Annotated in this window: 17 protein-coding genes; 9 read left to right on the forward strand and 8 right to left on the reverse strand. The window is 66.5% G+C overall.

The genetic code is table 11. The features are described from left to right. Positions 1-772 precede the first annotated feature (772 nt). On the reverse strand, positions 773-1,009 hold the full coding sequence (locus J2751_RS10055) for a hypothetical protein (protein WP_209485709.1): 237 nt from the start codon (positions 1,007-1,009) through the stop codon (positions 773-775). A gap of 115 nt (positions 1,010-1,124) precedes the next feature. Between J2751_RS10055 and J2751_RS10060 the strand changes: the two genes are divergently transcribed. Further along, positions 1,125-1,883 carry a 4-phosphopantoate--beta-alanine ligase gene (locus J2751_RS10060; RefSeq protein ID WP_209485711.1) on the forward strand — a complete coding sequence of 253 codons (759 nt, stop codon included), beginning with the start codon at positions 1,125-1,127 and terminating at the stop codon, positions 1,881-1,883. 21 nt (positions 1,884-1,904) lie between these two features. Here the strand turns inward: J2751_RS10060 and J2751_RS10065 are convergent, their stop codons facing one another. The 4 genes from J2751_RS10065 to J2751_RS10080 all read right to left on the reverse strand — a co-directional run bounded on the left by J2751_RS10065 (position 1,905) and on the right by J2751_RS10080 (position 6,668). After that, entirely contained in the window at positions 1,905-3,242 is a 1,338-nt protein-coding gene (locus J2751_RS10065; RefSeq protein ID WP_209485713.1) for an MFS transporter, read from the reverse strand. Positions 3,243-3,430: 188 nt separating this feature from the next. After that, on the reverse strand, positions 3,431-4,555 hold the full coding sequence (locus tag J2751_RS10070) for a hypothetical protein (RefSeq protein ID WP_245202719.1): 1,125 nt from the start codon (positions 4,553-4,555) through the stop codon (positions 3,431-3,433). Further along, complete coding sequence (locus tag J2751_RS10075; protein ID WP_209485715.1) at positions 4,552-5,499, reverse strand: S49 family peptidase; 948 nt, start codon at positions 5,497-5,499, stop codon at positions 4,552-4,554. Before J2751_RS10075 ends, J2751_RS10070 begins: the two co-directional genes overlap by 4 nt. 146 nt (positions 5,500-5,645) lie before the next feature. Next, entirely contained in the window at positions 5,646-6,668 is a 1,023-nt protein-coding gene (locus J2751_RS10080) for a hypothetical protein (protein ID WP_209485717.1), read from the reverse strand. A 119-nt stretch (positions 6,669-6,787) separates the two neighbouring features. Here J2751_RS10080 and J2751_RS10085 point away from each other — a divergent pair, with 119 nt between their 5' ends. Then, positions 6,788-7,237 carry an Lrp/AsnC family transcriptional regulator gene (locus J2751_RS10085; protein WP_209485720.1) on the forward strand — a complete coding sequence of 150 codons (450 nt, stop codon included), beginning with the start codon at positions 6,788-6,790 and terminating at the stop codon, positions 7,235-7,237. A 156-nt stretch (positions 7,238-7,393) separates the two neighbouring features. Continuing rightward, positions 7,394-8,551: a DUF63 family protein gene (locus J2751_RS10090; RefSeq protein ID WP_209485722.1), complete on the forward strand. Its 1,158-nt coding sequence runs from the start codon at positions 7,394-7,396 to the stop codon at positions 8,549-8,551. A gap of 443 nt (positions 8,552-8,994) precedes the next feature. On the opposite strand, the gene proS is transcribed toward J2751_RS10090, so the two are convergent. After that, positions 8,995-10,473 carry a proline--tRNA ligase gene (gene proS / locus J2751_RS10095; RefSeq protein WP_209485724.1) on the reverse strand — a complete coding sequence of 493 codons (1,479 nt, stop codon included), beginning with the start codon at positions 10,471-10,473 and terminating at the stop codon, positions 8,995-8,997. A gap of 77 nt (positions 10,474-10,550) precedes the next feature. Next, complete coding sequence (gene purN / locus J2751_RS10100; protein WP_209485726.1) at positions 10,551-12,155, reverse strand: phosphoribosylglycinamide formyltransferase; 1,605 nt, start codon at positions 12,153-12,155, stop codon at positions 10,551-10,553. Between the two features lie 177 nt (positions 12,156-12,332). Here purN and purB point away from each other — a divergent pair, with 177 nt between their 5' ends. The 4 genes from purB (at position 12,333) to J2751_RS10120 (ending at position 17,450) form a co-directional block, all read left to right on the forward strand. Beyond that, positions 12,333-13,925, forward strand: a complete 1,593-nt coding sequence (purB, locus tag J2751_RS10105; protein ID WP_209485728.1) for an adenylosuccinate lyase — start codon at positions 12,333-12,335, stop codon at positions 13,923-13,925. Positions 13,926-14,004: 79 nt separating this feature from the next. Then, the gene (locus J2751_RS10110) at positions 14,005-16,287 is read left to right on the forward strand and encodes a S9 family peptidase (RefSeq protein ID WP_209485730.1); all 2,283 of its coding nucleotides are present in this window, start codon (positions 14,005-14,007) and stop codon (positions 16,285-16,287) included. A gap of 491 nt (positions 16,288-16,778) precedes the next feature. Next, a complete protein-coding gene (locus J2751_RS10115; RefSeq protein WP_209485732.1) occupies positions 16,779-17,045 on the forward strand; it encodes an AbrB/MazE/SpoVT family DNA-binding domain-containing protein in 267 nt (88 codons plus the stop codon). Between the two features lie 3 nt (positions 17,046-17,048). Then, positions 17,049-17,450, forward strand: a complete 402-nt coding sequence (locus tag J2751_RS10120) for a PIN domain-containing protein (RefSeq protein WP_209485734.1) — start codon at positions 17,049-17,051, stop codon at positions 17,448-17,450. A 264-nt stretch (positions 17,451-17,714) separates the two neighbouring features. Here J2751_RS10120 and mce read toward each other — a convergent pair whose 3' ends face one another. After that, positions 17,715-18,098 carry a methylmalonyl-CoA epimerase gene (gene mce, locus J2751_RS10125; protein ID WP_209485736.1) on the reverse strand — a complete coding sequence of 128 codons (384 nt, stop codon included), beginning with the start codon at positions 18,096-18,098 and terminating at the stop codon, positions 17,715-17,717. Positions 18,099-18,280: 182 nt separating this feature from the next. Between mce and J2751_RS10130 the strand changes: the two genes are divergently transcribed. Together J2751_RS10130 and J2751_RS10135 are read left to right on the forward strand one after the other, a co-directional pair. Next, entirely contained in the window at positions 18,281-18,739 is a 459-nt protein-coding gene (locus J2751_RS10130) for a universal stress protein (RefSeq protein WP_209485737.1), read from the forward strand. Positions 18,740-18,828: 89 nt separating this feature from the next. Then, positions 18,829-19,143, forward strand: a complete 315-nt coding sequence (locus J2751_RS10135; RefSeq protein WP_209485739.1) for a YbjQ family protein — start codon at positions 18,829-18,831, stop codon at positions 19,141-19,143. Positions 19,144-19,165 lie beyond the last annotated feature (22 nt).

Raw genomic sequence — 19,165 nt, forward strand, 5'->3', positions numbered from 1 at the left:
CCAACTTCGGCGACGAATCCTTCGCAAACCCGGTCAAGAGGCATTGAAAGACATTGTCCGAGCAGTTCTCTGAGTCACCAACAATGTACTTCACAAGAGCGAACGAGCTATTGGAGTTGCTGGCGGCTGTTTATACGTAGATGATGCTGTGGTGAACGCTTCTACCCCTCCAGCTGTTCGTTTATAAGTGGTTGAGTACGGATCGTCGGTGAACACTTCCAAAGCCCCAGCCGTGCGGGCGGCGTACGCTCGCTGCGCTCCTCACTCGGTCGCAGGCTCCCTCGTTGCGGTGCTTACATCGTCATCAGAACGCTACGCGTTCTGATTGGCTCACGAGAGCTCTGCTCTCGTGAACGCCTACGCCGCCCGCACGGCAGCGAGGCGCTCCGCGCCTCGGGCAGCCGGACGTAGTCCGGCGACTGCCCCTTTGAGTCCCACCCCGCACCGCACAGCAACCGCACCTCACGCCTCCCCAGCCTCGCCGGAACGGCGCTCGCAAGCGCCGTTCCGGGCTCCAGCGAGAATCGAAGATTCTCTGGCAGCCGGCGCGGAGCGCCGGCGACCTCGCGCCGTCGGTTCGCGCCCTTTCAAGGGCGCGAACCGGGGCGCGCCACAGTATCGTCCGTTTATAAACGATCGTCGCTGTCGCTTACAGTCCGTTTAAATACGATCCTGCCACCACCGATGTGAGACACCCACTCCCGGAATCGATCACAATCCCCGGCAGTCAGGAGAACCACGGAAACGGATCCGCGACGACAGGTGATCAGTTTTATCCGCTCTCGACGGTTTCCGCGGCGGCGACACGCCACGCGTTCCCTCGTCGTCCGGTCCGTTCGAGTTCGAGTTGGACGACGGAACCGGCATCGAGGTCGGCCAGTGCCTCCTCGGCGTCGCTGTCGCCGTACTCGACGACGTGGAACGTCCCGTTCCGCGGGTGGTCCCGCAGCGTTACCGCCCCGTGGTCGTTACACGATTTGACGACCGTGTATTTGCCGGTCCGGTTCATTACGACTTGGTCTACGCACTCCCATGACTTAGTTATTGGTCGCTTACAGGTTCGGTGGCCCCCCTCGGTCGCCGGACAACGCGGCACTTTACTCGCCGCGTTCCGTGCTTCGAGTATGACGGAGACGGACGTTCCGGAGGACCATCCCAGATACGCCTCGCTCGTCACTCGCCACCGGATCGAGGCGGGCGTCGACGCGGGGATCACCTCCCGACAGGGGCTCATCGCACAGGGCCGCGGCGAGGCGTTCGACTACCTGCTCGGCGAGCGGACCCTCCCGAGCGCGGACGCCGCCGAACGAGCCGCGGCCGCACGCCTCCTGCTCGCCGACCACCCCGTTATCTCCGTAAACGGAAACGTGGCGGCGCTCGTGCCCGAGGAAACTGTCGCACTCGCGGAGGCGGTCGACGCCGACCTCGAAGTCAACCTGTTCAACCGAACTGAGGAACGAATGAAGGCGATCGCCGACCACCTTCGTGAACACGGCGCGGAGTCGGTGAAGGGGTTGACCGGCGACGGCGAGATCCCCGGGCTAGACCACGCCCGCGGCATCGTCGATGCTGACGGGATCGGCGCGGCCGATGTCGTGGTCGTTCCCTTGGAGGACGGCGACCGCGCGGAGGCACTCGCGGCGGCCGGCAAGACAGAGATCGTGATCGATCTCAACCCCGGAAGCCGGTCGCCGAGGGCCGCGGCGATCCCGATCATCGACAACGTGATCCGCGCAGTTCCGAGCGTCACGGCACACGCCCGCGACCTCGCGAACGCGTCGCCAGCGGAGTTGCGCTCCATCGTCGACTCGTTTGACCCCGAGGCGGCGCTTTCGGCGGCCGAGGCCGCGATCCGCGAGGGCGAGTTCGGAACCGACGAGTGATGTCGTCGACGAGCAGTCGGATCAGGTCACGTAGCCGACCAACGGGATCGGTCGTCGCGGCGCGTTTACCTCGGTGACCTGGGTGATAACGACGACGACGCCGACCGCGGCGAGTCCGGCCGCGAGCGCAAAGGGAACGACGAATCCCCACGCGACGAGCCATCCAGAAAGCAGCGGTCCGGCGGCGACTCCGAAGCCGAACGCCATCGTGAGAACGGAGAGCGTGGTGCCGGACTCTCCCTCCTTTGCGATATCGCCGGCGAGCGCCAGCGCCGGTGCGAACACCATCGCACCACCGACGCCCTGGAAGAACCGAGCAACGAACATGACCCACGAGTCCGAGATCAACCCGAACGCGAGCGAGTAGTCCGGTATCAGTCCCTGTGCGAGCGTCGTCGGTACGAGAAGAACCGTTCCGAGGAGAATGAACACTTTTCGGCCATAAAAATCGGTTGCGCGCCCGATCGGTGCCTGTAGAAAGATCTGTGCGAGCACGAACGCGGCAAACTGTAGTCCGAACATATCGGGGCCCTGATCGAGTTCGGCGTTCACGATGTCGCCGAGCGTGGCGAAGACCGCGATTCCGAGCGCCATAAAAAACGACACGACGGCGAGGGCAAACACCGGGTCGAGCAGCTGTGTGCCCGTCGGATCGCGGATCGCGAGCGAGTCGAGGAACGACTCCTCGCTCTCCGTCGGCTCGATATCGGGATCCCGAATGAGCGTCGCTACGAGCAGGAACGCGAGCACCGCGGTGCTGGCGGCGAAATAAAACGCGGCGTCGAAGCCGGTGATCGAGAGGGTCGTCGCCCCGACCGAGAACGAGAAGGGCCCGGCGGCAACGACGCCGCCAGCGGCGATCGGACCGACTCCGAATCCAACCAGCCGAAACGTGTTGTACGTTCCCATGTTTCCGCCGCGGTTCTCGTCGGTGGCAAGGTCGTTGACGAGCGCGACGGTAGTCGGGATAATAAACGCGCCGGCGATCCCCTGTAACACGCGTAGGCCGACGAGCTGCCAGTACGTCGTGGCGAACGCGTAGCCGACGCCGGCGACCGCGATAAGCGCCAACCCGAACAGCACGAACACCTTTCGGCGGGCGGTTCGATCCGAGAGTCGCCCGGTGAACGGCTGAAGCGGGCTGTTGACGAAGCCGAACACGGAGAGAATGAACCCGGTAATGAACACCTCCGTGAGTCCGAACGTTCCACCGCCGACGAGATCAGACGCGATGAACAGCGGCAAGACGACGATGAGAAACGAGTTCCCGACGGACTCGGACATTCGAGCGAGCGCCAACGCCAGCACCTGCGGGTTCACGCCCAACCCGTCCGTCACTGCCGTGGTCGGGTTCCTCATCGGCTACCGTATCGTCCGGGTTCAAGCATTGGGACGTGCCTCGATTCGACTACTCGGTAGTTGATCGGTCGCCGATAATACCCTTGTGCTATCGGCGACTTCGGTGCGGTTCTCGGCTGTCACACGAACAGAGAAGGAATCAGAAGGGGAGGTAAAAACCGAAGGCGAAGGGCCGGGTATCGGTTCGGCTACTCGTCGGCAGTGGTTTCGCTATCGTCGACGTCGTCACCGTCCTCCGCAGGCGGTTCGTCGTCCGGCTCCTCATCGGGAAGCTCCTCCTCGTCGCCGTCCTCGGGCGGGATCGGTTCACCACCCGGCGGGATCGGTTCGCCACCCGGCGGGATCGGCTCGCCACCCGGCGGAGTCGGGTCCACGTCCGGCTCCTCGCCGGTCACGAGGAAGTCCGCGACGTTGCCGATCAGGACGTCGTTGTCGGCGCGGTACGCGTTCTCCGGCGCGAGGAAGCTCGAATCACCGATCAGTGCGAGCTCGCCGGCCGTCACCGCGGCGTCATACGTGCCCGCCTCCCGCGTCGTCGAGAGCCGTGCGCCCTCTCCCGTCTCGAAGACGGCGTCGCCCTGTCTGTCCGTGACCCCCACGGGTGCGATCCCGCGGAAGACGGCTCGTTCGACGCCGTCGGTCAGCTCCGTATCCGCCGCGGGCGTCACGAACGGACTGAGATAGTTGGCATCGTTGTTCCCCATGTCGTACACGTAGCCCGGAGAGGCGTACGCTCCGAGCGGCCCGAGCAGTTCGGTCGTCGCCCCGGCGCTACCGGGATCGGCCGCGACCACCGTCCGGCCGTCGGCTTCGATGAACTCCTCGACTGCGTCGGCCTCGGCGGGCCCGAGCGCGGCCGGGTTCGTCGTCAGGAACGCGTCGGCATCGGCCAGCACTTGTGGCAGCGGGCCGTCCGCGAACTCGTCCTGATAGAAGACCACGTCGTGGCCGTTCGCCACGAGCGTCGAGGCCAGCGGTCCGACGTCACGCTCCGCACCGCCGATCGTCCCGACGGACGCCTCAGTGGGGTCACGCTCCCCGTCGATCGGGATCGCGAGCGGCTCGCCGCCGCCTGCCGCCGCGACGCCGACGTGGATCACGACCGTGTTCCCCAGCTCGGCGCTCTCCATGTCGATCTCGCCACTGCTCTCGGCGGACTCCGCGGCGACCTCGTCCAGTTCCCAGTGGTCCGTCTCGATCTCGGCGTTCGAGGGCGTCCCGTCGTCGAGGACGACGCCGCCGACCGCGACGACGCCGAGCGTCACGGCGAACACCAGCGCGAACACGCCGATCGCGGTTCGCAGCGTACTCATTCGTCATCACCTCCGGTGTCCTCGCCGTCGACCGGGTGGTCCCCGGAGTAGCTCCGGATCTCGACGTCCTCGCCGACGGTCTCGTCCCATACCTGCGGTGCGACCGCGAGGATCAGTCCGGCGTTCAGCGCCTCAGTGTCGTCCGCGACGACGATCTCGCCGTCGGCGTTCTCGATGAGGGGTATATCCAGCCCGCCCGGCGTCCCACTCCGGTGCGTTTCGATCTCGTACGATCCGAGGCCGGCCTCGCGGGCGGCGTCGTCGATCGCGTCGTCGACGAACCCGAACTCGTCGGCGAAGCCGTTGTCCACCGCCTGCGTGCCGAGATAGGCGTCGGCGTGGGCGATCTCCTCACGGTCGAGGTCGATCTCGTCGCCACGCTGCTCGATCACGTTCTCGATGAAGAGGTTCGCGAGCACCTGTTGTCGCTCGCGCTGCTCCGAAGGACTCGCGGCGCTCTTGTCGGGGCCGGAGGTTCCCTCGTTCGGCCCGCTCGGTGCCGGCGCGGTGCCGGCGACGCCGACGCTTCCGACCGCCTGTGCGGACGGAGCGACGTATATCTCGTCGGCGGGCGCGATCGCGAGGTACGCGCCGGACGCGCCGAGAGTGTCCACCGCGGCGATCACCGGCATCTCGTCGGCGGTTCGGTCGACGGCGGCGTACATCCGCTCGCTCTGTGCGGGAAGGCCACCGCCGCTCTCGACCTCGAGGACGACCGCGTCGACGCTGTCGTTCGCTCGCGCGTCCCGAAGTTGGTCCTCGACGTCCTGAGCCATCGGCGTGGAGATCGTACCGTCGATCTCCACGACCGCGACCGTTCCGTCGGAGTCGGTTACCGTGCTGTACACCTGCGGTGCGAGGAGGGCACCGGCGGCAACGGCGAGGACCGCGACGACCACGAGGACCTGCCGCCTGCTCACGTTCGTTACGGGGCCGATTGGCATGCGATCTTATCAGGAGAGTGCGGTTACTTAAATCATTATATCCAAATAGAGAAAAATATCGGATACGCGTGGCTACCGCGGGCGTTCGGACCCCGCACGGTCCCTCCCGAGCGACGGTCGGCCCTTCGGGCGACGCGGCGGCCCCCTCAGGCGACGTCGACGTCGCGGGTCGCGTCGACCGACTCGCCGACGAGGTCGGCATGCGCGGCGAGGAGGGAGTCGTCGTCCGCGACCGCGTCGACGACGACGGTTCGGCCTCGGCGCGTTATCGTCGTCTCGTCGAGCGAGTCCGCACCCCGTTCCGCCTCGGCCGCGAGCCGCTCGACGCGGTCACGCGTGAGGCGTTTCGGGTCGGCGACGGCTCCGTAGCGGAGTCTCGCCGGCGCGTTCTGCCGGGCACGAAGCGCGATGCCGACGGCACCGGCGGCGGACACCGCCGTCGAGAGCGCGTCCGGAGCGTCCGCGAGCACCGGGCGCACGCGCTCGCGACCCGAACGACCGAGGTCGGCGTAGACGACGGCGTCGCCCTCGAGACCGGACGGTAGCGAGCCGTAGTTCGCGGAGGCCTCCTCGTGGCGTGTCCCCCGTTCGAGCGCCGCGTCGACGTGTTCGACGGCGCGATCCGCGTCGGGGCCGTATCCGACCACGACCTCGGAGTCGTCGACTGCGAGGGCGAACGGGTCATCGACCCCGACAACGCGTCGCAGCGACCCGTCCGCGTGTTCACGGACGGGACCGACACGCTCCGTGACTGCCGTGACGACCGCGTCCGTGTCGAAGGATCCACGGGCGACCGCGCCCCCTTCGACGGTCTCCTCGTCGATCACCGCGCTGCCGGTCAATCGCGTGACATCCGAGATCGAGACCCCGTCGGCACGCCGCTGAGCGTCGAGGAGGCGGTCCGCCCACGGGACCGGGAGTCCGGTCGTGGAGACGACGGACGGATCCACGGTCGCAGTGATCACGGTGTCACCGTCCGCGACGATGCTCGCGTCGTATGGCGTGTGTTTCAGAGAGCGGTCAGCCGACGACCGCGAACCCGTGGATCGTCGGTCGCTGCTCGTCGTTCGATCGTCCGCAGCGGTCGCGGTCCCGAGCGTCGATCCGAGAGCCGTTCCGCCGGTGGCGAGCGCAAGCACACGTCTCATCAGAGGGCGTCTGGAGGGCATCGTTCCGGCGTTGGTTGGCAGATACTTAAATCTTCGAGTTCCGATCAGGTCGGCCGGGGACCCGGCTCGACCGGTGTTCGTAGCACAAACGCAAAGACCGGCGGCGACCACCATCCATTATGAAACTCGATGACACGGATCGGGAGATCCTTCGAATGCTCCAAGCGGACGCGAGAACCCCGTTTTCGGAGATCGCGAGGCGAATCGATATGTCCAGTGCGACCGTCCACGATCGGGTCGGTCGGATGGAGGAGGCCGGAGTCATTGAGGGGTATCACGCCACGGTCGACCCCAAAGCGGTCGGCTACGGCGTCCGTGCGCTCGTGGGGCTCCGAGTCGAGCAGGGCCGCGAGGAGGACGCGCTCGGACGCCTCAGAGAGATCGAGGGCGTTCGGGCGATCCACCTGACGACCGGCGAGTGGGACGTGATCCTCCGGGTGGTCGCCGAGGACACCGATAGCCTTCGAGAGCTCATGTTTGAGGGGATCGCCGACATGGACGGGTTCTCGCGGTCACAGACGATGATCGTCCTCGGGACCGACTACGAGGCGGACGGGCCGCCGATCTGAGACGGTCCGCGGGCGAGACAGGCGGGGTCGGGACGGTCTGAGCCGGGACGGAAAACGATCTGAGCCGGGACGGAAAACGATCTGAGCCGGGACGGAGGCGTAGTCCGCGCGCCCGGGACCGGAACGCTCAACTCGGGAAGCGCCCGAACCCTTGATATGAGTTCATGGGTTGCGGAGCGGCTCGGGCTCTCGCCGGAACGGGCCTGGGCCGCGGCGGTCACGCTCGTCACCGGGCTCCTCGTCGTCGGCTCGCTCGTCTTTCCACGGGAGGTGTACGATCGGTTCCTCTGGCGGTACTTCTGGGGACCCGTCGCGGCGGACGGGCAGGGCGCACAGTGTGCCGTGCGGCCCGAGAGCGGCGGGACCGAGCTCCTGACGAGCAACGCGGCCTGCGCGGAGGCGATCGCCGCCGGCCGGGTCGTCGCGGAGCCGGGATACACCACCGTTTCGACGGTGAGCTACGTGTTCATCCTGTTGGCGATGCTGATCGGTGTCGTCTTCCTGCTCCGCCGGCTGGAGATCGGCGACGAGTACCGGTTCTTCTACGCGCTGTTCCCGTTCATGCTGTTCGGCGGAGCCCTCCGTACCGTCGAAGACGCGGGGATCGCAGCCCTGCGCAACGGAGCCGAGCCGCTGATCGCGTTCCCGTGGAGCGCGCTGATCATCAGTCCGTTCATCTACTTCGTCGTCTTCGGGGTGACGCTCGGCTGTGTGCTCGCCGCGTACGCGCTCGCTGAACGCGGACTGACCGAAGACTACGCCCGCCCGCTGTTCGGGATGGGTACGGGTGCTCTCGTCGCGACCGTCGGGTATCTCGGCTATCTCTCGGTTGCCACCGACTACGTGACCATGTATCCGCAGGTGCTCGTCCTGACGCTCGTCCTCGCGACCGCCGCGACGGCCGGGACGTGGAAGGTGATCGGAGGGTGGAAGCCCTCGATCAACCAGTCGACTGGGTTCGCCGGCTTCGTAATCATCTGGGGACACGCGGTCGACGGGGTCGCGAACGTCATCGGGCTCAACTGGATGCCGGAGCTGACCGGGACCGCGAATCTCGTCCCCAAACACGTGGTGAACGAGCTGATCGTGAACTGGACCGGACGGCTGCTTCCCGAAGCCATCGTCGTCGTCACCAAGGACGCGTGGCCCTTCCTGCTCGTGAAACTCGCCGCGGCCACGTTCGTCGTGTGGGTGTTCAACGGCGAACTGTTCGAGGAGTCGCCGCGGTACACGCTCTTGTTGTTGATCACTGTGTTAGCCGTCGGACTCGGTCCGGGAACGCGTGACATGCTACGTGCGACGTTCGGCATCTGAGTGCCGGACGGCCCTCCGCCGAGGCCGACGTCGACGGAACCGCCCCCGAGACCGATTCGTCCTCACGAAACCGATTCGTCCTCACGAAACCGATTCGTCCTCACGAAACCGATTCGTCCTCACGAGACCGATTCGTCCCCGAGCGATCGTATCGCCCGGATCCGATCGTTCGTCCACCGGGGATCGGAGATCGATTAAACAATACTACGTGTATTAGGACGACAGATATGTGGATGGCCATGATACACGGTATCATGAGACCGAATTACACGACATCCGGCGAAGAACTGTACGAGTGTTTCGAATGCGGCGCGCGGTCCGAGGAGTCGGGACGCTGTGACTGCGGCGGAGAACTGCTCCATTTGGGTCGCTCCCGCGACCTATAAACCGGGGCAGGTGTCGTCCGGGATCGCCCGCGCGGCGAGTCCCGCTCCCCGCGTGAGTCAGTAGGACTTCGCGAAGTACGCCGTCCGCTCGGCGTCGTCACCGCAGATCGCACACGTCTCGTCGCCGTCGCTCCCCACGAGCGGATCGTCGTCCTCGAAGGGGACCATTACGATCTCCGCGGCCATCGGTTCCTTGATCGGCTCCTCGCATGCCTCGTCACCACACCACGGACTCGTCACGTAGCCGCCGTGCTGGCCGAGCGTGCCGAGGATCTCCGCGCGGTCGTCCGCTTCACGGACCTCGCCGTCGAGCGTCTCCTCGGCGGCCGCGTACAGCTTAGCATACACCTCATCAAGGTGATCACGGATCGTGTCGGCCGCGTTCTCGCGGTCCACGACGCGCTCTTCGCCGTCCGGCCGGTGGTTCAGCGTCAGTTCGGCGTCGTCGACCTCGTAGGGGCCGATCTCGATCCGGAGCGGGACGCCGTTGAGCTCGTGTTCGTTGAACTTGAATCCGGGATTCCGCTCGTCGCGGTCGTCGAGTTCGACGCGGACCCCGGCCGCTTCGAGATCGTCGGCGATGCCCTCGGCGTAGTCGAGCACGTCGTCTTTGGTGTCCTCCTGCCAGATGGGGACGATAACGACCTGCGTCGGCGCGACGGTCGGCGGCAGGACGAGTCCCTGCTCGTCGGAGTGGGTCATGATCAACGCGCCGAGCGCGCGCCACGAGAGCCCCCACGAGGTGGTGTGGGCGACGCGCTCCTCCTCGTCCTCGTCGGAGAAGGTGATGTCGAACGCCTCCGCGAACGACTGCCCGAGGTGGTGGGAGGTGCCGGCCTGAACCGACTTCCCGTCGGGCATCAGCGCCTCGACGGTCGTCGTCGTGTCCGCGCCCGGGAACGTGTCGTGGTCCGGCTTCTGTCCTTTTAAAACCGGGAGCGCCAAGAAGTCCTCGTACACCGACTCGTACTGGTCGAGTCGCGTCATCGTCTCCTCCCACGCGTCCTCGCTTTTCGCGTGAGCGGTGTGACCCTCCTGCCAGAGGAACTCCTTCGTGCGGAAGAACGGCTTCGTCTCCGTCGCCTCCCATCGAACGACCGAACACCACTGGTTCACGCGCAACGGGAGGTCGCGGTGGCTCCGCACCCACTGGCTTATGTACGGGGTGATGATCGACTCGGAGGTCGGTCGGACCGCGAGTCGCTCCTCCAACTCCTTCGTTCCCGCCTCGGTCACCCACGCGACCTCTGGATCGAACCCCTCGACTATCTCTTTTTCCCGTTCGAGATACGACTCGGGAATGAAAAGCGGAAAGTAGGCGTTCTGGACGCCAGTCTGCTTGAACTTCGCGTCGAGAAACCCTTGGAGGCGCTCCCAGATGGCGTACGCTCGCGGACGCGTGACGATGAAGCCGCTCATCCCTTCGGGGCCGTAGTCGGCCAACCCCGCCTTCCGCACGACTTCGGCGTACCACTCGCCGGTGTTGTGTGATTTGGACTCGGTGATCCCGAGGTCCTGGTCGTCTCCCTCGCTCATTGTCCTGTGAAGCGTCCGTCGCGGGCTTAAAAGGTCCGAAGCCGACCTCGGTGATGGCCTCGTGATCCGTCGATCGCTCAGTCGTGGCGGAAGCAGCGCGATCCGGTGAAGGCCATCGCCATGTCGTGGTCGTTCGCGGCCTCGATCACGTCCTCGTCGTTGACGGAGCCGCCCGGCTGGATCACGGCTTCGATGCCGGCCGCCGCGGCCTCCTCCACGGCGTCCGGGAACGGGAAGAACGCGTCGGAGGCCATCACCGCTCCCGCGGCAGACTTGCCCTCGGCGTCCTTTTCGGCTTTCATCGCTGCGAGCGTCACGGCGTCGACGCGGGACACCTGCCCCATCCCGACCCCGACCGTCTCGGTGCCGGTCGCGAAGAGGATGCCGTTGGATTTCACGTGTTTGAGCGTCTTCCACGCGAAGATCATCGTCTCCAACTGCTCATCGGTCGGGTCGCGCTCGGTGACGATCTCGAGATCGTCGACGCTCGGCGACTGGAGGTCCCGCTCCTGCACGAGCCGTCCGCCGACGATCGACTTCTCGACGAACCGCTCGGAGAAGCGCTCGTCGCCCGCGCCGAGCGGCCCGACGTCGAGCACGCGGAGGTTCTTCTTCTCGCGAAGCACGTCGAGCGCACTCTCCGTGTAGCCGGGCGCGACGACAACCTCCTTGAACGACTCCACGATGGCCTCCGCGGTGTCGGCGTCACACTGACGGTTTAGGGCCACGATCCCGCCGAACGCCGACTTCGCGTCGGTCCGGAGCGCGCGGTCGTACGCGCCGGCGAGCGTGTCCGCGGTCGCACAGCCCGCGGGATTGGTGTGTTTGATCACGGCGGCCGCGGGCGCGTCGAACTCCTTGACGAGCCCGAGGGCGGCGTCCGCGTCGTTGTAGTTGTTGTAGCCCATCCCCTTCGAGCCGGGATTCAGCGCGTCCGCACCGACGACGCTAGCCTCCTCGCAGGCGGGGTCGGCGTACAGCGCGGCGTCCTGATGCGGGTTCTCGCCGTACCGGAGGGATGCGGCCCGGTCCTCCGAGGCGAACCGTCGCGCCGGGAACGACCCTCCGGTGTCGCCGTCGACCGCGACCGACACCGGGGTTCCGTCGGCGTCCGCCTCGACGTCGACCGATCCCTCCGCGAACCAGCGGACCGCCCGGGGGTACGCGGTGAACTCCGCCTCCTGTAACACGCGCCGTTTGAGCGTGTCCTCGTCGTCGTCCTCGTAGACCGGAACGGGCTCTTGGGTGACGATCGGCCCGTCGTCGACCGCCTCCGTGACGACGTGGACGGTACAGCCGGTGGTCCGCACGCCCGCATCGAGCACCTGCTCGTGAGCGTCGGTGCCCGGGAACGCCGGCAGCAGCGAGGGGTGGACGTTCAGCGTCGTCGGCGCGGCGTCGAGGAACTCGTCCGTGAGCACGCGCATGTAGCCGTCGAGACAGACGAGATCGAAGTCGTAGGCGGCGAGTCGGTCGAGGATCCGCTTCTCGTGGCTCTCGCGGGACTCGTCGTCCTCGCGGACCACGACCTCGGTCGGGATCCGGCGCTCCGCGGCGGCCTCGATGACCGGCGCGCCCTCACGGTTCGTCAGAACGACCGACGGCTCCGCGCCCCCCGGCGCGACGTCGGCGATGTGTCGGAGGTTGCGTCCGCGATTGCTGGCGAGTCCGGCGATCTTCATGGTCGATCCGACCGACCGATCGCGTATATCGATTACGGTCGGTTCCGACAGGATATCCACGATCGTGGTTACATACTCCGTCCAAGGACCGCTCTCCGCGAACCAGTATACACTACCGTGTGTCGTGGCGGGCAGGTCATCGACACGCTTTTGCGCGCTCCGGGGGCAGTCGCGAGCATGACCGACGCCGCAGATCCAACCGACGCCGAGCCGGCAGACGGGGGGACAATCCCCGGGCTCTCCCGCGACGATCCGCTCGCGGCGGTATCGCCGATCGACGGCCGATACGCCGGCCGAACCGCGTCGCTCTCGCCGTACGCGAGCGAGGCCGCGCTCATGCGGGCCCGGACCCGCGTCGAGGTGGAGTATCTGATCCAACTCGCCGCGCTGGAGGCGACCCCGATCGATCTCGACACCCACGCGGTCGCCGCTCTCCGCGACCTCTACGGGTCCTTTTCGGGTGATGACGCTCGGCTAATAAAACGACTGGAGACCGAGGGAGCGGCCGGCTACGCGGCGACGAACCACGACGTGAAGGCGGTCGAATACTTCCTGCGCGTTCGACTGACGGAGATCGCGGAGGGTTCAGAGGGCGGCGAGGGCAGCGCGGACGACGATGCGGGCGGCGCGGACGGCGGAGGCGGCGCGGACCCGATCGCCCCCATCGACGACGCGGAGATGCTGTTCCCGTGGATCCACTTCGGGCTCACGAGCGAGGACGTCAACAATCTCGCACAGCGTCTACTGATTGTCCCCGCGGTCAGCGAGGTTCTCGTCCCCGCGGTCCGGGAAGTGCGGGACGCGCTCGTCGAGCTGGCCCACGAGCATCGCGACACACCGATGCTCGCGCGGACCCACGGCCAGCCAGCGACGCCGACGACGTTCGGGAAGGAAATGGCCGTGTACGCCGCCCGACTCGGCCGGGCGCTCGGCCGCGTCGAGGCCGCGACTGACGATCTCTCCGGGAAGCTCGCGGGCGCGTCGGGGACGTACGCGGCTCACGTCGCCGCCTATCCCGAGGTCGACTGGGAGGGCGTTTCCCGGTCGGTCGTGGAGGGGCTCGGTCTCGACCACCAGCCGCTCGCGACGCAGGTAAACCCCTGTGACGATCTGGCCGCGCTGTTCGACGCGCTTCGAGGCGTCAACAACGTGCTCCTCGATCTGGACGTCGACGCGTGGCTCTACGTCTCGGACCGCTATCTCGGTCAGCGGGCGGTCGAGGGCGAGACGGGGTCGTCGACGATGCCGCACAAGGTGAACCCGATCGACTTCGAGAACAGCGAGGGGAACCTCTCGAAGGCGAACAGCGATCTCACCTTCCTCGCGGACTACGTCACGACCTCGCGGCTCCAGCGTGACCTCTCGGACTCGACCGTGAAGCGGAACGTCGGAGCCGCGTTCGCTCACTGTCTGATCGGCTACTCGAAGACGACTGACGGGCTCTCGACGGTCGTTCCGAACGAGGTCGTGATGCGCGAGGAGTTGGAGGCGACCCCCGAGATCATCGGCGAAGCGGTCCAGACGATCCTCCGCCGTGAGGGAGACACGGCGGCGTACGAGCGCGTCAAGGAGCTCTCTCGTGGCTCGCGAGTTACCCTGGAAGACTTTCGGGCGCTGTTCGACGATCTCGACATCGACCCCGCCGTCCGGGAGGAGCTCCGCGCGCTGACCCCGGCCGGCTACACGGGGATCGCGGCCGCCCTCGCCGATGGGGTCGCCGTGGACGGAGCCGACGGAGCCGAGAGTGAGGCGACCGGGAGCGACGAGTAGCGCTCTCCGCGGTCTTCGGGGTTCACCGTCGACTTCCGGCTCCCGAACGTATTTGCGACGCCCGGCGTTCGGTGAGGACATGTCGGAGCTCCCCTTGGAGGCGTACTACGATCTCACACAGATCGGCGAGACTGCCGTCTCGCCCGCGGGCGACCGCGTCGCGTTCACGACCACCGAGTACGACGAGACCGATGATGAGTCGGTCGGATCGTTGTTCGTCGCCCCGGCCGACGGCTCGCGGGAGCCCCACCGGCTGACGCGGGTCGCCGGCGCGGGGAGCCCGTCGTGGGGGCCCGACGGCGACCGACTCGCCTTCATCGCCGCCCGCGAGGAGGACCCAGCGCGGCGTGTCGGGCGGGACGACGCAGAGAGCTCCGACGAGGACGACGGAGGGATCGACGAGGACGAACCCGAGGAAGGCGACGAGGAGTCGGACGTCGGCGACGACGAGGACGCGAACGGCGGCGACGACGAAGCCGACGAGAGCTCTGAGCCCGGCGGCGACGACCCGTCCCCGCAGGTCTGGCTGTTCGACCTCGCGCTAGGCGGCGACGCGCGGCAGGTCACCGACCGCGAGGACGGGGTCTCGGCGTTCGACTGGTCGCCGGAGGGCGACCAACTCGTCGTCGCCGCCGACGATCCGACCGACGAGCAGCGCGAGTACCGCGAATCACGGACCGAGGGGGGACCGGTCGAGACAACTCGGCTCCAGCACAAGATCAACGGGGTCGGGTGGACCGACGAGGTGCGGACGTACCTGTTCGTCGTCGACGTCGAGACGGGCGAGGAGCGCCGCCTCGACGACGCCTACGGCGGGGGCGCGTTCGCCGACCTCTCCGGGCTGAATCCGGACTGGGGCGAGGAGGGGTACGTCGCGTTCACGTCCTACCGACAGAAGAACCCGGACGACACGACCGTTCAGGACGTGTACGCGATCGACCCGGACGCGGATGATCCCGAGGCGACGAAGCTCACCGGCAGCGATCTGGGCTGTTCGGCCCCGACGTGGCGCGGGGACGGGACCCTCGGCTTCGTCGCGGGATACCCGGAGAACGCCGCCCGTCCCTCGGAGCTGTTCGTCGGCGACGCGCTCGCCGGGGGCGACCTCGACCCGGACGCGACGTTCGAGTCGGTCACCGGCGGCCTCGACCGGACGGTCGCCCGCGGCGGGGGCGTTGCGTGGGTCGGCGACGCGGTGCTGACGACGATCGCCGACCACTCGCGGACGCGACTCGTTCGGGCCACCACCGACGGGGAGGTCGTCCGGCTGTTCGACGCGCAGGGCGACGAGCGCGCGGTCGGGGGCGTCGACGTCTCCGCTGACGGGGAGACGGTGGGACTCGTGCTCTCGCATCCGGCGGACGGAAGCGACGCATTCACCATCGACGCCGCGGACCTCGTCGATGTCGATCCGGCGACGGGCGAGCCCGCACCGTCGCCGGACCCCTATGACCCCGTCGCGGTCGCCAAGGACGAGGGAGTAGGATCGTTTCCCGACGAGCCGGCGTCGCTGGTGCGCGTCTCCGCCGTCAACGACGACCTGATCGAGTCGTATCCGATGCCGGAGGTCGAGCGGGTCGCGTGGGAGTCCGACGGGTGGACTCTCGACGGCGTGGTGTATCACGATCCCGACATCGATCCGGCCGACGGGTCACACCCCCTCGTGGTCGCGATCCACGGGGGACCGGTCTCCTATGACGAGCCCGTCTTCTCGTTTTCGCACGCAGCCTTGACCAGCCGGGGATACGTCGTCTTCCGGCCGAACTACCGCGGCGGGTCCTCGCGCGGCCGGGCCTTCGCCGAGGAGCTCCGGGGCGCGTGGGGCACCGCGGAGGTGACGGACATCGCTGCGGGGGTAGAGTCGCTCGTCGACCGCGGCTGGGCCGACCCCGATCGCGTCTTCGGACACGGGTTCTCCTACGGCGGGATCGCACAGGGGTTCCTCGTTACCCAGGAGCCCGACCTGTTCACGGCGGCCGCGCCGGAACACGGCATCTACGACCTGCGGTCGGCGTTCGGCACCGACGACACGCACATCTGGATCGAACACGAGTACGGGCTCCCGTGGGAGGAGCCGGAGGCGTTCGACGCCTCCTCGTCGATCCTCGACGCGGGGGCCATCGAGACGCCGCTGCTCGTCATGGCCGGCGGGGAGGACTGGCGGTGTCCGCCGAGCCAGTCCGAGCAGCTGTACGTCGCGGCGAAGAAGACCGGCGTCGACGCGAAACTCGTCGTCTACCCGGAAGAACATCACAACATCGGCGACCCCGACCGCGCGATCCACCGGCTGGAGTCGATCCTCGACTGGTACGAGACCCACGACCCGGCACGCGAGGACGGGAAGGACGACGGCGAGGACTGAGGCTCCGTCGACGACGGATCCACCGACTGAGACGAACCGAATCAGATGCGGTGGCGCGCCCCGGTTCGCGCCCTTTTATGGGCGCGAACCGCGAGGGACCGAAGGTCCCTCTGGCAGCCGGCGCGTAGCGCCGGCGACGACGGCGCGAGGGAGACCGGCGGCGGCCGCACTGCGGTGCGGTTTCGCGGTCGCCGCCGGTCGAGGCTGGGGAGGCCTGAGGCGCGGTTGCGGTCGCGGTCGCGGTTGGGTGGGACTCGAAGGGGTCACCGCGCCAGCAATAATTTATAAATAATCGGCCTTGTTGAAATCCTCAGTGGTTGATAGTTTCACACCCTCGATCGCTCAGTACAGGGGACTCACGGATCGCTCAGTACGAGACAGGCAGTCGGTGAACAGAAAGTCGGTACAGGTAGAGACGGGACGGCAGACGTGAAGTCTATAAGAATCACGGGAAAGTTTTTGAATCTTCCCGTACAATAAGGCAGTACACCATGTCGAAATCGACGGACGAACGAGGGCGGATTTACCTCCCAAAAGACGTTCGAGAGAGGTTCGGTAACCAGTATCGCATCGTCGAACTCCCGAGTCATGTCGCCCTCTTCCCCGTCGACGAGAACCCGATAGCGGGGCTCCGAGCTGCCGTTGGCGATGCGTTCGTAGAGGCGGAAACTGCCGATCTGAAAACAGACGCGCGTGAGGCGATCTCTCGAGAGGTTCGAGAGGAAGCAGAAGCCAGGTCACAGGCCGGTGAGGAGTGACCTGTGTACGTCGAGACTGACTTTCTCACAGCGTTGGTAAAGAATGATGACTGGCTTCAGGAGGCCGCAATCCGCGCCCTCGACGAGCGCGATGACATTCACACATCGATACTTGCATATGCCGAGATGCTGGTGTTGTTCTACGACCGTGAGACTGCCGAGTATGAGATAGACGCACCGCGGGCAATCACTAACCTGCTCGAACTAGTTCCGATCGTACCGAAAGAACACGAGGACGCGGTTCTGGCCGCCGCAGCGTTCCTCGATGAGTACGAGCTCACACCATTCGACGCACTTCATGCCGGACTCGTCACAACCGGCGAGGAGCGCGTTCTTTCGACCGAGCAAGACTACGACACTGTCGGCCTCGACCGCACACCCTTGGAATCCGCATTTTCGGAGTGACCCTGTCAATACGCAGTCTTCATCGACCAGCTGTTTCAGACAAGAACATGTCTGAATAATATTATTTCTACAGAGCTAAACAATCGCCTGGGGATTCTGCGGTACTTACCGCGCTAGCAACGATTTATAAGTGATCGGCTGGGGCTTCGGCGGTGTTCACCGCGCTAGCAACGATTTATAAGCGATCAACGATCCTCCAACAGCGAACTCCGTCACGACCACTTATAAATAAACGAACCGGAACGGATACACGACTCCCACGTATCAGTGCTCCACGAACTCGACGAGCACGCCGCCGGTCGAGCGCGGGTGACAGAAGGCGACGTCGTGGCCCCACGCGCCGGGCCGTGGCTCCTCGTCGACGAGGTCGACGCCGCACTCGCGAGCGCGGTCGAGCGCCGCCGACAGATCGTCGGTCGCGAACGCGACGTGGTGGATCCCCGGCCCGTCCCGGGTCAAGTAGTCCGCGATGGGGCCACCCTCGGTTGGTTCTAAGAGTTCGATGTACCCGCCGCCGAGTTCGAGGAAGACGACGCGCATGCCGTCGAACGTCTCCTCGTGAGCGACCGGCGCGTCGAGCAGGTCGGCGAACAGCTCGGCGAGGTCGGCGGCGTCCCGTGTGGCGACGCCGGCGTGATCGAAGCGCATGCGGAACCGTTCGGCCGTCGCCGACTTATAAGCGATACCCGGCGGTCGCCGGCGTGAGTCACGCGAACGATCCCACGGTCGTCCCTACCCGATCACGGCGGGGGTCGACAGGACATGAATAATAATTCGGTTTCGAGTAAACTATTCGAGAGCCTTATCCGTCCACGACGAGTACGGGAGGTATGAGCATGGACACGATACTGGTCGCCGTCGGCGACGGCGACGAGGGGCGGTTGGAGACGTTCGCGCGGACGACGACGGACCTGAGCACGGCCGGGGACGCGACCGTTGCGCTCGCTCACGTCTTCGGGTCGGAGGAGTACGAGCGGGCGAAACGGGAGTTGGACTTCGACCCGGACGGCGAGGTGACGCCGGACGCCGTCGCGAAACGATACGTCACGATCCGCCGCCTCGGTGATGCGCTGACCGAGTCCGGCGTGAGCTTCGAGCGATACGGCCGGATCGTGAACGACGAGACGAAGGGCGAACGGGTCGTGAGCCTCGCGAACGAGATCGATGCGGACCTCGTGGTCGTCGGCGGCCGCAAGCGGTCGCCGACCGGGAAGGCCGTCTTCGGATCGACCGCACAGGAAGTGATGTTGAACGCCCCTTGCCCGGTCACGTTCGTCCGCGGCGACTAGACCGCTACCGGCGGATCCGGGGCAGTGAGACGCCCGGAATCGGCCGTATCCACGACGGTTTTTAAATACTTCCTCCGCGATCGTCGCCCATGGAGCTCTCCAACACTGACGGGATCGCCGGTCGCGAGGTCGTCGAGACGCTCGGCGTCGTCCGCGGAAACACGGTCCGCGCGCGCAACGTGGGCCGCGACTTCACACAGGGTCTCCGCAACCTCGCGGGCGGCGAGCTGAAGGGGTACACGGAGCTGATGACCGACGCCCGCGACGAGGCACAGGCGCGGATGGTCGAGGAGGCGGAGGCACTCGACGCCGACGCGGTCGTCAACGTCCGGTTCACGACCTCCTCCATCGCCGACAGCGGCGCGGAGATACTGGCATACGGGACGGCGGTTCGGCTGCGGTAGGCGGAACGCGTCGACGGTTTCA

This window comes from Halorubrum alkaliphilum, assembly GCF_017873815.1.
Classification (GTDB): domain Archaea; phylum Halobacteriota; class Halobacteria; order Halobacteriales; family Haloferacaceae; genus Halorubrum; species Halorubrum alkaliphilum.